General features: G+C 74.6%; 14 protein-coding genes. 8 read left to right on the top strand and 6 right to left on the bottom strand.

All coding sequences use genetic code 11. The features are described from left to right. Nucleotides 1-15: 15 nt before the first annotated feature. From ACN27B_RS10670 to ACN27B_RS10660, 3 genes are all read right to left on the bottom strand, one after another. Entirely contained in the window at nt 16-261 is a 246-nt protein-coding gene (locus tag ACN27B_RS10670) for a hypothetical protein (RefSeq protein WP_099163066.1), read from the bottom strand. Nucleotides 262-279: 18 nt separating this feature from the next. Continuing rightward, nucleotides 280-1,086, bottom strand: a complete 807-nt coding sequence (locus tag ACN27B_RS10665) for a TNT domain-containing protein (protein ID WP_422744721.1) — start codon at nt 1,084-1,086, stop codon at nt 280-282. Nucleotides 1,087-1,190: 104 nt separating this feature from the next. Further along, complete coding sequence (locus ACN27B_RS10660; RefSeq protein ID WP_422744719.1) at nt 1,191-2,483, bottom strand: acetyl-CoA C-acetyltransferase; 1,293 nt, start codon at nt 2,481-2,483, stop codon at nt 1,191-1,193. Between the two features lie 54 nt (nt 2,484-2,537). On the opposite strand from ACN27B_RS10660, the gene ACN27B_RS10655 reads away from it, so the two are divergent. From ACN27B_RS10655 to ACN27B_RS10625, 7 genes are all read left to right on the top strand, one after another. Further along, complete coding sequence (locus ACN27B_RS10655) at nt 2,538-3,893, top strand: 3-oxoacyl-ACP reductase (RefSeq protein ID WP_099163069.1); 1,356 nt, start codon at nt 2,538-2,540, stop codon at nt 3,891-3,893. Further along, the gene (locus tag ACN27B_RS10650; RefSeq protein ID WP_422745899.1) at nt 3,893-4,966 is read left to right on the top strand and encodes a MaoC/PaaZ C-terminal domain-containing protein; all 1,074 of its coding nucleotides are present in this window, start codon (nt 3,893-3,895) and stop codon (nt 4,964-4,966) included. Before ACN27B_RS10655 ends, ACN27B_RS10650 begins: the two co-directional genes overlap by 1 nt. An 85-nt stretch (nt 4,967-5,051) precedes the next feature. Beyond that, complete coding sequence (locus ACN27B_RS10645; protein WP_099164838.1) at nt 5,052-5,804, top strand: NUDIX hydrolase; 753 nt, start codon at nt 5,052-5,054, stop codon at nt 5,802-5,804. Then, a complete protein-coding gene (locus tag ACN27B_RS10640) occupies nt 5,801-6,778 on the top strand; it encodes a serine/threonine protein kinase (RefSeq protein ID WP_099163071.1) in 978 nt (325 codons plus the stop codon). The genes ACN27B_RS10645 and ACN27B_RS10640 overlap by 4 nt, the downstream gene beginning before the upstream one ends. A 10-nt stretch (nt 6,779-6,788) precedes the next feature. After that, complete coding sequence (locus ACN27B_RS10635) at nt 6,789-7,748, top strand: hypothetical protein (RefSeq protein ID WP_422744716.1); 960 nt, start codon at nt 6,789-6,791, stop codon at nt 7,746-7,748. Further along, the gene (locus tag ACN27B_RS10630) at nt 7,745-9,004 is read left to right on the top strand and encodes an adenylosuccinate synthetase (RefSeq protein WP_422744714.1); all 1,260 of its coding nucleotides are present in this window, start codon (nt 7,745-7,747) and stop codon (nt 9,002-9,004) included. The genes ACN27B_RS10635 and ACN27B_RS10630 overlap by 4 nt, the downstream gene beginning before the upstream one ends. Before the next feature lie 25 nt (nt 9,005-9,029). Next, the gene (locus tag ACN27B_RS10625; RefSeq protein ID WP_422744712.1) at nt 9,030-9,644 is read left to right on the top strand and encodes a DedA family protein; all 615 of its coding nucleotides are present in this window, start codon (nt 9,030-9,032) and stop codon (nt 9,642-9,644) included. Nucleotides 9,645-9,654: 10 nt separating this feature from the next. Here ACN27B_RS10625 and ACN27B_RS10620 read toward each other — a convergent pair whose 3' ends face one another. Both ACN27B_RS10620 and ACN27B_RS10615 read right to left on the bottom strand, forming a co-directional pair. After that, entirely contained in the window at nt 9,655-10,299 is a 645-nt protein-coding gene (locus ACN27B_RS10620) for a response regulator transcription factor (protein WP_357627589.1), read from the bottom strand. Further along, nucleotides 10,296-11,438: a sensor histidine kinase gene (locus ACN27B_RS10615; RefSeq protein ID WP_422744709.1), complete on the bottom strand. Its 1,143-nt coding sequence runs from the start codon at nt 11,436-11,438 to the stop codon at nt 10,296-10,298. Before ACN27B_RS10615 ends, ACN27B_RS10620 begins: the two co-directional genes overlap by 4 nt. Before the next feature lie 160 nt (nt 11,439-11,598). Here ACN27B_RS10615 and ACN27B_RS10610 point away from each other — a divergent pair, with 160 nt between their 5' ends. Next, nucleotides 11,599-12,291 (top strand): DedA family protein, encoded by a 693-nt coding sequence (locus ACN27B_RS10610; protein ID WP_422744707.1) that lies wholly within the window; start codon nt 11,599-11,601, stop codon nt 12,289-12,291. On the opposite strand, the gene ACN27B_RS10605 is transcribed toward ACN27B_RS10610, so the two are convergent. Further along, nucleotides 12,266-12,904, bottom strand: a complete 639-nt coding sequence (locus tag ACN27B_RS10605) for a TetR/AcrR family transcriptional regulator (RefSeq protein WP_172967875.1) — start codon at nt 12,902-12,904, stop codon at nt 12,266-12,268. The two genes, ACN27B_RS10610 and ACN27B_RS10605, sit on opposite strands and share 26 nt — an antisense overlap. Nucleotides 12,905-12,976: the final 72 nt, after the last annotated feature.

The raw sequence follows: 12,976 nt of genomic DNA, 5'->3' as shown, positions 1-12,976 counted from the left end.
CCCCGTCCGGGTTGCTCAGGAGGTGGAATGCTCGGCGAGGATGTGGAACAGGGCGGCGCTCGCCTCCGCCTCGGTGGCGTACCGCCGCCACAGCTTGTACCGGCCGCGTTCGTAGGGGCCGATCTCCCAGCCGCCGTCGCCGGGCCGGAGGAACCAGAAGTCGGGCGGGACCGGCTGGTGCTCGTGCGCGTCCGCCAGCTGGAAGGCGTCGGGGGACACCCCCGCGGCCAGCAGCGCGGCGCGCAACTCGTACCGGTCCACGCCCGACCTCCGATCGGTTCAGCAGATCTGCGACGACTGCGCCCACCCGGTCGGGTCGGTGCAGAGGCCGTCCAGATACTCCTCCACGAGGAACCCGTGGTCGATCAGCCACTGCACGTTCACCGGGTCCGACGCCTGCGGGAAGTAGGCCTGGTTGAGCTCGAACTGGGTGCCCATGCCGGGCTGGGCGAACCACGGCGCGATCGGCCCGGAGTCCACCGGGAACGGCTTGACCACGCAGTACGTGTGGTAGTTGGCCAGCGGGGCGGCCGGCGTGGTGGCCGGCGGCGTCGGCGGGGTGTTCAGGCTCTGCGGCGCCAGCGAGCGCGAGCTGAACGGGGTGCCGAGCGGTGCCAGGAAGGCGCCGGTCGGGTTGCCGAAGCGGTCCACCCGGTAGCCGGGGAGCAGGACCTGCCGGGTCTTGACCGGCGCACCGTGCGGGTCCAGGACGAAGCCGTCCTCCGGCGGGAAGAGCAGGGTGGTGGGTCCGCTGGTCCAGTTCTTCAGCCATTCCGTCTCGGTCTGGGCGCCGAGCCGCTGGTAGCCGGCGAGCAGTGGACCGACCGGCGAGGCGGTGGGCAGGGTGGCCGGCCCGAGGAGCCGGTTGTTGTCGTAGAACTGGGTGGTCTGTGGCGCCGTCGGCGGCAGCCCGGGCGAGCAGAGGCTCGGGCCGACCGGGCCGGCCTGCGGACCGGCGGTCCGCTCGTCGACCACGGTGGCCTGGGCCAGCGCTGCCGAGGGCCCGAGGGCGGACAGCGCCGGCCCGGGTGCCAGCGTCAGGGCCGCGCCGGACAGCGCGGCCAGCAACCAGCGGCGAGTTTTCACGATGAACCTCCCGATGAGGACGAGTTGCTCCCATCGTGAGGTTCATTCGCGCTCTATGTGAGTTTTAGTCCGCTTTGCCACCCGTCGGGCTGACAGCCACCCGGTCAGCGCTCCAGGATGGCGGTCACGCCCTGCCCGCCGGCCGCGCAGATGGAGATCAGGCCGCGCCCGCTCCCCTTGGCGTCGAGCAGCTTGGCCAGCGTGGCGACGATCCGGCCGCCGGTGGCGGCGAACGGGTGCCCGGCCGCCAGCGACGAGCCGTTGACGTTGAGCCTGTCCCGGTCGATCGAGCCGAGCGGCGCGTCCAGGCCGAGGCGCTCCTTGCAGAACTCCGGCGACTCCCAGGCCGCCAGCGTGGCCAGCACCTGCGAGGCGAACGCCTCGTGGATCTCGTAGAAGTCGAAGTCCTGAAGCGTCAGCCCGGCCCGGGACAGCATCCGGGGCACCGCGTACGCGGGGGCCATCAGCAGCCCCTCGTCGCCGTGCACGAAGTCGACGGCAGCCGCCTCGGACCAGGAGAACCAGGCCAGCACCGGCAGGTTGTGCGCCCGCGCCCACTCCTCCGAGGCGAGCAGCACGGTCGACGCGCCGTCGGTGAGCGGGGACGAGTTGCCGGCGGTCATGGTGGCACGCTCGGCATCCGGGCCCTTGGCGCCGAAGACCGGCTTGAGCGAGCCGAGCTTCTCCGCGCTGGTGTCCGCGCGGAGGTTCTGGTCGCGGGTCAACCCCAGGTAGGGGGTCATCAGGTCGTCGAAGAACCCCTTGTCGTACGCGGCCGCGAGCCGCTGGTGCGACCGGAGCGCCAACTCGTCCTGGGCGGCCCGGTCGATGTTCCAGCGCAGCGCGGTGCGCGCGGCGTGCTCGCCCATGGACAGCCCGGTACGCGGCTCGGCGTTGCGCGGGATCTCCGGCTGGAACGGCTGGAGCGGGCGCAGCTTCGCCGCGATCCTGAGCCGTTCGCCGAGGGTCCGGGCCGAGTTGAGCTGGATCAGCGTGCGGCGCATGTCCTCGTTGACCGCGAGCGGCGCGTCGGAGGTGGTGTCGACGCCACCGGCGATGCCGGCGTCGATCTGCCCGAGGGCGATCTTGTTGGCGACCAGGATGGCGGCCTCCAGACCGGTGCCGCAGGCCTGCTGGACGTCGTACGCCGGGGTGTGCGGGTCGAGGCGGGAGCCGAGCACCACCTCCCGGGTGAGGTTGAAGTCCCGGGAGTGCTTGAGCACCGCGCCGGCCACCACCTCGCCGAGCCGTTCGCCGGCCAGCCCGAACCGGGCGACCAGCCCGTCGAGCGCCGCGCCCAGCATGTCCGCGTTCGACGCGTGCGCGTAGCGCGAGTTGGACCGGGCGAAGGGGATGCGGTTGCCGCCGATCACCGCGACCCGCCGGACACTCTGCACGATCGGCCTCCTCGAAGCTGTTGCCCGAACCCTACTCGCCAGTAGGCTACGCCTATGACCGACAGGTACGCGAGCTTCGTCCAGACGGGGGCCGGTCGCGCGCTGGTCAAGCGCCTCGGGCTGCCCGACCCGCCCCGACTGCGCCGGCACACGCCGGGCGACCCGCTCGTTCCCGGGCCGGTCCTGCTCGGCTCCTCGACCGGCGGCCGGCTCGCCGAGCCGGCCGGCAAGATCCTGGCCGCCGCCGGGGTCGAGCTGACCGACCCGGCCGCCACCACCGCCGACAGCCGTTTCGCCGCCCTGGTGTACGACGCCAGCGGCATCACCGACTCCGCCGAGCTGCGCCAGCTCTACGACTTCTTCCACCCGCAGGCCCGGTCGGTGCTGCCCAGCGGCCGGGTGATCGTGCTGGGCACGCCGCCGGCCGAGTGCGGCTCACCCCGGGAGGCGACCGCCCAGCGCGCCCTGGAGGGGCTGACCCGCAGCATCGGCAAGGAGTTCGGCCGGGGTGTCACCGCCCAGCTCGTGTACGTCACCCGCGACGGCGACGCCGGCACCCCGGTGAGCCTGGAGTCCACCCTGCGCTTCCTGCTCTCCGGCCGCTCCGCGTACGTCTCGGGCCAGGTGATCCGGGTCGGCGCCGGCGCCGGCGTCGCGCCGGCCGACTGGAACCGGCCGCTGGACGGGCAGGTCGTGCTGGTCACCGGCGCGGCCCGGGGCATCGGCGCGGCGCTGGCGACGGTGCTCGCCCGGGACGGCGCGCAGGTGGTGGCGCTGGACATCCCGGCGGCCGGCGACGAACTGGCGGCGGTGGCCAACGGGATCGGCGGCAGCGCGGTGCAGCTCGACCTGACCGCGCCGGACGCGCCGGCCCGGCTGGCCGAGCACCTGGCGTCCCGGCACGGCCGGGTCGACGTGGTGGTGCACAACGCCGGCATCACCCGGGACAAGACGCTCGGCCGGATGGACGCCGACCGGTGGGACTCGGTGATCGACGTGAACCTGTCCAGCCAGGAGCGAATCAACGACGTGCTGCTGGAGCGCGACCTGATCCCGGCCGGCGGCCGGATCGTCTCGGTCTCCTCGATCGCCGGGATCGCCGGCAACCGGGGGCAGACCAACTACGCGACCAGCAAGGCCGGCGTGATCGGCCTGGTCGACTCGCTCTCCCCGGTGCTGCGCGAGCGCGGGATCAGCCTGAACGCGGTCGCGCCCGGGTTCATCGAGACCCGGCTGACCGCGCGCATCCCGCTGATGATCCGCGAGGCGGGGCGGCGGATGAACAGCCTGGCCCAGGGCGGCCTGCCGGTGGACGTGGCCGAGACGATCGGCTGGCTCTCCTGGCCGGCGACCGGCGCGGTCAGCGGCAACGTGGTCCGGGTCTGCGGCCAGAGCCTGCTGGGGGCGTGATGGCGTCCCGCGACCACGAGCCCGACGACCTCACCCTGCACGACCTGATCGAGGGCCCCACCCAGGACCTCACCTCGGCCCGGGCGGCCCTGGCCGCGCGCACGCCCCAGGCCGAGGCGACCCAGGACCTCTCGGCGCTCGTTCCACCCCGCCCCGTCGATCATGAGGTTGACGGCACTTCCGGAGATCCACGGAGCCGTGGGGGGCAGGGCGAGCGGGTGCGTGTCGAGCTGGGGCGGCTGCCGGGGGCGGGGGCGCTCTATCGGCGGGCGCTGCTGGGGGCGCTGCCCGGCACGGGTCGTCGGCGGGGGCGGGAGCTGCCCGCTCTGGAGCTGAGTGTGGCCGGGGTGACGGTGGACCGGGCGCATCTGGCCGACTACGACCGGGTCTGCGGGTTCCGGCTGGCCGACCGGCTGCCGGCGACGTACCTGCACGTGCTCGGGTTTCCGCTGTCACTGCGGCTGATGACCGCCGCCGACTTCCCGATCCCGCTCACCGGCGTGGTGCACGTGGCCAACCGGATCACCGTGGCCCGCCCGGTCCAGGTGGGCGAGAGCGTCGACTTCCGCACGTACGCGGAGAACCTGCGCCCGCACGAACGCGGCCGGCAGCTCGACGTGGTGCTGGTCGGCTCGGTCGACGGCGAGGAGGTGTGGCGGGGGGTGTCGACGTACCTCGGTAAGGAGCGCGCGGCCGGCGGCGGCCCGCGGCGCGACCGGGGCGACCGGCCCGCGCCGCCGGCCTTCTCCGCGCAGTGGCGGGTGACGCCCCGGGTCGGCACGGACTACGCGCGCGTCTCGGGCGACCACAACCCGATCCACACCTCGAAGCTGGGCGCGCGGCTGTTCGGTTTCCCGCGTCCGATCGCGCACGGCATGTGGAGCAAGGCCCGCTGCCTGGCCGCGTTGGAGAGTCGGCTGCCCGACGCGTACACCGTGGACGTGGCGTTCAAGCTGCCGGTGCCGCTGCCGTCCACTGTGGCGTTCGGTGCCACCACCGGAGGCGCGGGCTGGGACTTCGGGCTGCACGGCGCGCGGGACGGACGGCCACACCTGGTCGGCACCGTCCGCTGAGGAAAGAGGGGGCTTGTCGGCCCCCTCTTTCCTGCGCTAAGTTGTTCTCAGATTGAGTTGTTCTCAACATGAGAGAGTGAGCGCCGTGAACGAGCAGGACTTCCTCGCCGGATACGACCCCCGGGACTACCCGGCGGTCGCGGTCACCGTCGACGTGGTCGCGCTGACCATCCGCGAGGGCGCGCTGCACCTGCTGCTGATCCGGCGCGGCGCACCGCCGTACGCGGGGCACTGGGCGCTGCCCGGCGGCTTCGTCCACCCCGACGAGGACCTCACCGCCGGCGCCCGGCGCGAGCTGGCCGAGGAGACCGGGCTCGGCGGCGACCGGCTGCGCCGGGTGCACCTGGAGCAGCTCGGCAGCTACGGCGCCCCCGACCGCGACCCCCGCATGCGGGTGGTGTCGATCGCCCACCTGGCGTTCGCCCCCGACCTGCCCGACCCGGTGGCCGACACCGACGCCGACGAGGCGATCTGGCTGCCGGTCACCGCGCTGACCAGCCGGCAGCTCGCCTTCGACCACGGCCGGATCATCGACGACGGGCTGGAGCGGGCCCGGTCCAAGCTGGAGTACACGCCGCTGGCCACCCGATTCCTCGCCCCCGAGTTCACGATCACCGAGCTGCGCGAGGTCTACGAGACGGTCTGGGGCCACCCGCTGCACGCCGGCAACTTCCACCGCAAGGTGCTCTCCGTGCCCGGCTTCGTGGAGAGCACCGGCGCCAGCACCGAACGCGGCGGCGCGCGCGGCGGCCCCCGCGCCAAGCTCTACCGCGCCGGCGACGCCCGGCTGCTCCACCCGGCGCTGCTGCGCCCCGCCCGGGAGGAGACGGTGCGATGACCACCGAGGAGGCGATCCGGCTGGTCACCGCCGCCCGCAGTCACGCCGACCTGTTCGGCGCCGAGGCGCCGGCCCGCCGCTACCGGGAGCTGGTCGGCGCGCTGCACCCCGACCGGTTGGCCGCGGCCGACCCCCGGGTCCGCGCCGCCGCCACCGCCGCCCTGACCACGGTCACCACCCGTTGGCGCAACCCCGAGGCGTACACCGGCGACATCGCCACCCTGCACCGCAAGGAAGGGCCCCTTCTTAACGCCTCCGGTAGAGGAGGGGCCCCTTCTTATCACCTGATCAAGGTGCCCCGGCACCCCGGCGACAACGACCTGATGGCGCGCGAGGCGCGGGCGTTGCGGCGGATCGCCGAGCGCGGCGACGCGCGCCACCTGGCCTACGTGCCCCGGCTGGTCGACTCCCACCCGGTGCGTGACCCGTCGACCGGAGCCGAACGCCTGGTCAACGTGCTGGCCACCCCGCCCGGGCTGCACAGCCTGGAGGACGTGCGCCGGGCGTACCCGGACGGGGTCGACCCGCGCGACGCGGCCTGGATGTGGCGGCGGCTGCTCGTGGCGCTCGGCCTGGCCCACCGGGCCGGCGTGGTGCACGGCGCGGTGCTGCCCCGGCACGTGCTGATCGAGCCGGACGCGCACGGCCTGGTGCTCGTGGACTGGTGTTTCTCGGCCGAGCCGGGCGGCCTCGTGCCGGCGCTGGTGCCCGGCCAGGAGGACTGGTATCCGCCGGAGGTCGCCGCGAAGCGGCAGAGCGGCCCGGGCACCGACATCGCGCTCGCCGCCCGCTGCATGACCTGGCTGATGGGCGACCGCGCCCCGCACGAGCTGCGCGCCTTCGCCGACGGCTGCCGGCAGCCCACGCTGTCCGCCCGACCCGACGACGCCTGGCGGCTGCTGCGCGAACTGGACGAGGTGCTGCACCGGCTCTACGGGCCGCGCACCTTCCGACCCTTCACCCTCAACCCCTAGGGAGGCTGCCATGGGCAGTGGAATCTGGTCCACCGACGTGTACGACGCCGCCGACCGCTACCGGCGTCGCACCGGCAGGAGCGCGTTCTCCTACAGCGACAGCGGCGCCCGCACGGTGCACCCGGCGCTCGACCCGCGCGACGCGGCGCGGGAGAGCCGCGACTCCGCCGAGCACCCGCGGTCGACGCCGATCGCCGTGCTGTTCGACGTCACCGGCTCGATGGGGCACGTGCCCCGGGTGTTGCAGAGCAAGCTGCCGCAGCTGCTCGGCCTGCTGCTGCGCCAGGGGTACGCGAAGGACCCGCAGGTCATGTTCGGCGCGATCGGCGACGCCACGTGCGACCGGGTGCCGTTGCAGGTCGGGCAGTTCGAGTCCGACAACCGGATGGACGACGACCTCGGCCGGATCGTGCTGGAGGGCGGCGGGGGCGGCCAGATGATGGAGTCGTACGAGCTGGCGCTCTATTTCATGGCCCGGCACACGGCCACCGACAGCTGGGAGAAGCGTGGCCGGCGCGGCTACCTGTTCATCATCGGCGACGAGCTGGCGTACCCCCGGGTGAAGGCCGGCGAGGTGGCCCGGCTGATCGGCGACGACCTGCGCGAGGACGTGCCGGTCCGGCAGATCGTGGACGAGGTGACCGCCCGCTGGGACACCTACTACCTGCTTCCCGCCGGCAGCCACTACGCCGGCAACCGCAAGGTGCTCGACTTCTGGCGCGGCCTGCTCGGGCAGAACGCGGTCGAGCTGGACGACCTGGACGCGGTCTGCGAGACGATCGCGCTCACCGTCGGCCTCGGCGAGCAGGCCATCGACCTGGACGACGGGCTGCGCGACCTGGACCGGGCCGGCTCGACCGCCACCCGGACCGTCTCCCGGGCGCTGGCCCGGCTCGGCTCCGGCCGACGCGCGGTGGCCACGATGCCGTTCACCCCGACCGACGGCGGAAGCGGGGTCACCCGGCTGTGAACCACGTGACGGTGGTCGATCTCGGCTACGGCGACGCCGGCAAGGGCACGGTCGTCGACCTGCTCTGCGCCACCCGGCCGGTGCACACGGTGGTCCGGTTCAACGGGGGCGCGCAGGCGGCGCACAACGTCGTCCTGCGCGACGGGCGGGCGCACACGTTCGCCCAGTTCGGGGCCGGCACGTTCCGCCCCGGCGTACGGACCCACCTGGCCCGGCACGTCGTGGTGGACCCGCTGGCGCTGGCCGCCGAGGCCGACCACCTCGCGGCGGTCGGGGTGCCCGACGCGCTCGACCGGCTGACCGTGGACGGGGAGGCGCTGCTGGCCACCCCGTACCACCGGGCCGCCAACCGGGCCCGGGAGATCGCCCGGGGAGCCGACCGGCACGGCTCCTGCGGGCTCGGGGTGGGCGAGGCGGTCGCGTACGGCCTCGCCCACCCCGACGAGGCGCCCCGGGTGGCGGACTGCCGCCACCCGGCGGTGCTGCGCCGTCGGCTGGCCGCGCTGCGCGACCGGCTCACCGCCGAGCTGGGGCCGCTGGACGCGCCGCCGGTGGACGACTGCCTGCCCGCATACGCCGCGTTCGCCGACCGGGTGGCGATCGTCGACCGGAGCTGGCTCGCCGGGGCGCTGCGCGAGGGCACCTGCGTGTTCGAGGGCGCGCAGGGGGTGCTGCTGGACGAGTGGCACGGATTCCACCCGTACACCACGTGGAGCACCACGACGTTCGCCAACGCCGAGACGCTGCTCGCCGAGGCGGGGATGGCCGGCACCGCGCAGCGGCTCGGGGTGCTGCGGGTGACCACCACCCGGCACGGCCCGGGGCCGCTGGTCACGGAGGACCCGGCGCTGCCGTTCACCGACCCGCGCAATCCGACCAACCCGTGGCAGGGCCGGTTCCGGTTCGGGCACTTCGACGCGGTCGCCCACCGGTACGCCCTCGACGTGACCGGCGGCGTGGACGGGCTGGCGCTGACCCACCTCGACCTGGCCGGCCCCGAGCTGCGGATCTGCCGCCGCTACGACGGGATCGACCGGCTCGTCCCCGGGCCGGCCGGTGACCTGGGACGGCAGGCGGCGTTGACGGCCCGGCTGATGCGGGCCCGGCCGGTGTTGGACGAGGAGCCGGACGACTGGCCGGCGGCCGTCTCGGCGGCGCTCGGCGCGCCCGTGGTGCTCACCTCGCACGGCCCCACCGCCGAGGAGAAGGAAGGGCCCCTTGTTAACGCCATTTGTATAGGAAGGGCCCCCGCTTAACACCGCAGCGCCGAGCATGGGAGACATGGGGGACGTGCTCGACCTGCTGCACCACACGGTGACCTCGCCGTGGGTGTACCTGGTGATCATCGCGGTCACCGCCGTCGACGCGTTCTTCCCGGCGGTGCCGGGCGAGACCGTGGTGATCACCGCCGGGGTGTTCGCCGCCGGCGGCGAGCCGAACCTGGCACTGGTGATCGTGACCGCCGCGCTCGGCGCGCTGATCGGCGACCACGTCTCGTACGCCATCGGGCGCGGTGGGGGCGCGCACCGGCTGGCCCGGCTGCCGGCGGACAGCCGGCGGCGGGCGAGTTCCGAGTGGGCCCGCCGGGCGGTCGACCGGCGGGGCGGGATGATCCTGACCACCGCCCGGTACGTCCCCGGCGGCCGGACCGCGGTCACGCTCACCATGGGCGCGGTCCGCTACCCGACGCGCTCGTTCCTGCTGTACGACGCGCTGGCCTGCGCCACGTGGGGGATCTACTGCGGGCTGCTCGGCTATTTCGGCGGGCTGGCGTTCGAGCACAACCCGGTCACCGCCCTGCTCGCCGGCGTCGGCCTCTCGCTGGCGGTCACCGGGCTGTTCGAGGCGGCCCGCTGGGCCCGCCGTCGGGCCCGCGCCCGGGCCGCCCACCGCTGACCGCTGCCGGTCACTCCAGCAGGTCGGCGTCGTGCACGAGGATGGCGAGCTGCACCCGGTTGGCCACGCCGAGCTTGGCCAACGCGCGACTGACGTGCGTCTTCACGGTCGCCTCGCTGGCCCCGACCCGGCGGGCCACCTCGGCGTTGCCGTCCCCCCGGGCCACCTCGCGGACGATCACCGCCTCCCGGTCGGTCAGCCGGGCCAGTCGCTGCCGGGCGGCCTCCCGCCGCGCCGGACCGCGCTCGGCGAACGAACTGATCAGCCGCCGGGTCACCGTCGGGGCGAGCATGGCGTTCCCGGCGGCGACGGTCCGTACCGCGGCGGCGAGTTCCCGGGGCGGCGTGTCCTTGAGCAGGAAGCCGACCGCGCCGGCACGGAGCGCCTCGTGCACGTACTCGTCCAGGTCGAAGGTGGTCAGCATGACCACCTTCGGGCCCGCGGCCACGATCGCGGGGGCCGCGGCCAGCCCGTCGAGGCCGGGCATGCGGACGTCCAGCAGCACCACGTCGGGCCGCAGCCGCTCGGCGGCGGCCCGCGCCTCGGTCCCGTCGGCCGCCTCGCCGACCACGGCGATGTCCGGCGCCGCCTCCAGGATCAGCCGCAGCCCGGCGCGGATGAGCTGCTCGTCGTCGGCGATCACGACCCGGATCACGTCGCCTCCCCGGCCGGCATCACCGCGTGCAGCAGGAATCCCCCGTCGGGGGTGGGTCCGGCCGTCAGCCGTCCACCGGTCAGCTCCACCCGTTCCCGCAGGCCGACCAGTCCGAGCCCGGCACCGGGCAGCACCGGGCCGGTACGGGCGGACGGGTCGTTGCGGACGGTGACCTCGACCCCCTCGGGCAGGTGCCGCAGGCGGACGGCGACCGCCGCGTCCGGGGCGTGTTTCCGCACGTTGGTCAGCCCTTCCTGGACCACCCGGTGCACGGTCCGGGCCACCGCGCCCGGCACCGGGCCGGGCGCCACCTCGTCGGTCAGGCTCACCCGGAGGCCGGCCGCGCGCGACTCGCGGACCAGTTCGCCGACCGCGTCCCGGCCGGGCAGCGGCAGCGGCGGTTCCTGGCGCAGCACGCCGAGCACCTCCCGCAGGTCGGTCAGCGCGGCCCGGCCGGTGGACCGGATCAACGCGGCCGTCTCGACGGTGGCCGGGTCGGCGGTGGTCACCTCCAGCGCGCCCGCGTGCACCACCATGAGCGAGACCCGGTGCGCCACCACGTCGTGCATCTCCCGGGCGATCCTGGCCCGCTCCTCGGCGCGGACCCGGTCGGCTCGCGCCTCCTGCTCCCGCTCCAGCCGCTCGGCCCGGTCCCGCAGGGCGGCCAGGGCGTCCCGCCGGGCCCGGATCCAGAGCCCGACGATCGCCGGAGCGATCACCAGCCAGGCGTAGAACACCACCGCGTTCCCGGGAGTGGCCATGACCAGGCGGCGTTCGCCACCCACCGCGCTGCCGACCGCCACGCCGACGAGCATGACCGGGAACGTCCCGAGCAGGTACGCGGCGAGCTGCCGGCCGCGCAGGCCGGTGCCGGCCCGCCAGGACGCGACCACGACGGCCGCCCAGGCGGCCAGGACCAGCCAGCACACGGCGGCCGCGGCGGGGAGCGCCCAGCGGCGTGACGAGAGCACCGAGGCGCCCGCCGCCAGCGCGAGCAGGAGGATCACCGCCGTCGGCAGCGGCGAGCGGACGCCGAGCCCACCGGTCGCCGAGGCCCAGGTGGCGGCGGCCACCGCCCCGGCCAGCAGCACCGGCAGGTACGGTTCGACGCGCCGGACGGCGCCCGGCCAGGTGGTCACCCCGCGAGCCTAGGCCCGGTCGGCCCGCGGCGGGACCGGGCTCGGGGAGGGTTGGGTGCCGACCCCGAGACCACCTCGGGGTACGGCACGACGAAAGTGGACCCCCGGGGCAGACCGTCGACAGATTCCACCCGCCGCCGCCCCGACCAGCATCGACGTCATGGATGCCGCTCTCGAACTGCTCCACGACACGATCTCGTCGCCCTGGGTCTACCTGGCCCTGTTCGCCATCGCCGTGGTGGACGGGTTCTTCCCCGTCGTACCGAGCGAGACCGCCGTGATCACCGCCGGCGTGTTCGCCGCGACCGGCCAGCCCGACCTGCCGCTGGTGATCGGCGTGGCCGCGCTCGGCGCGCTGGTCGGCGACCACGTCTCCTACGCGATCGGCCGGCACGGCGGCGCGCGGCTGCTGGACCGTGTGCCCCGCGACGGTCGGCGGCGGGCCGCGGTGGACCGGGCCCGGCGGGGCATCGCGGTGCGGGGTGGGCTCATCCTCACCGTGGCCCGGTACGTGCCGGGTGGCCGGACCGCGGTCACCCTCACCATGGGGGCGACCCGGTTCCCGCGCCGGCGGTTCCTCGCCTTCGACGCGCTGGCCGCCGCCACCTGGGGCGCCTACTCGGCGTCGGTGGGCTACCTGGGCGGGCTCGCCTTCGAGCGGGACCCGCTCCGCGGCCTGCTGTTCGGGCTGGGGCTGGCCCTCACCGTGACGCTGGTGGTGGAGGTGGTGCGCTGGGTCCGGGGCCGCCGGGCGGCGCGGATTCGCGCGGCGCGGGTGTTAACAGGGGACCCCTCCTCTACCGCAGGCGTTAACAGGGGGCCCTTCCTTACACCTCCCCCGGGTGCCAGGTGACGCCGCGCAGCAACTGGTCGGCGCCGAGCCAGGCCACGTTCATCATCCGGGTGGCGGTCTTCTCGGCGTCGGCCTCGGGGTGGTCGGCCAACCAGTCGGCGAGCGACTCGGTGGCGCCGACCAGGGCGTACGCGACCACCTCCAGGTCGGTGGCGCCGACCTCGCGGCCGGAGGCGCGCAGCGCGTGGTCGAGCATCCCGGCGACCACCTCGACCAGCCGGCCGCGCATGGCGGCCAGCTCGGCGGCGAACGGCTGGGAGCCGCGGGCCTGGCGGTAGAGCACGGCCCAGCCGTCGCGGTGCGCGCCGACGAACCCGAAGAACGCGCGCAGCCCGCGCCAGAGCCGCTCGTCGGCGGGCAGTTCCGGGGCGGCGGCCCCGGCGATGGCCTCCATCATCCGGGTGCCCTCGCGGTGCAGGCAGGCGACGAAGAGCTCCTCCTTGGTGCCGAGGTAGGCGTAGACCATCGGCTTGGAGATGCCGGCGTCGTCGGCGATCTCGTCCATGCTGGCGGCGTGGAAGCCCCGGCGGGAGAAGACCTTGACCGCCGCGTCGAGCATCTGCTGCTCGCGTACGGCCCGGGGGAGGCGCTTGAAGGTCGGCGTGCTGGACACTCTTGCGAGCATACCTACTCGTGCGTAAGGTTACGCGAGAGTAACCAAAGTCGGCCCCGCCCGAGAGGTGCA

The sequence above is a fragment of the Micromonospora sp. WMMD754 genome, from assembly GCF_049315235.1.
Taxonomy (GTDB): Bacteria; Actinomycetota; Actinomycetes; order Mycobacteriales; family Micromonosporaceae; genus Micromonospora; species Micromonospora sediminicola.
Note: the sequence above shows the minus strand (reverse complement) of the source record. Positions and strands in the feature narration are given on the sequence as shown.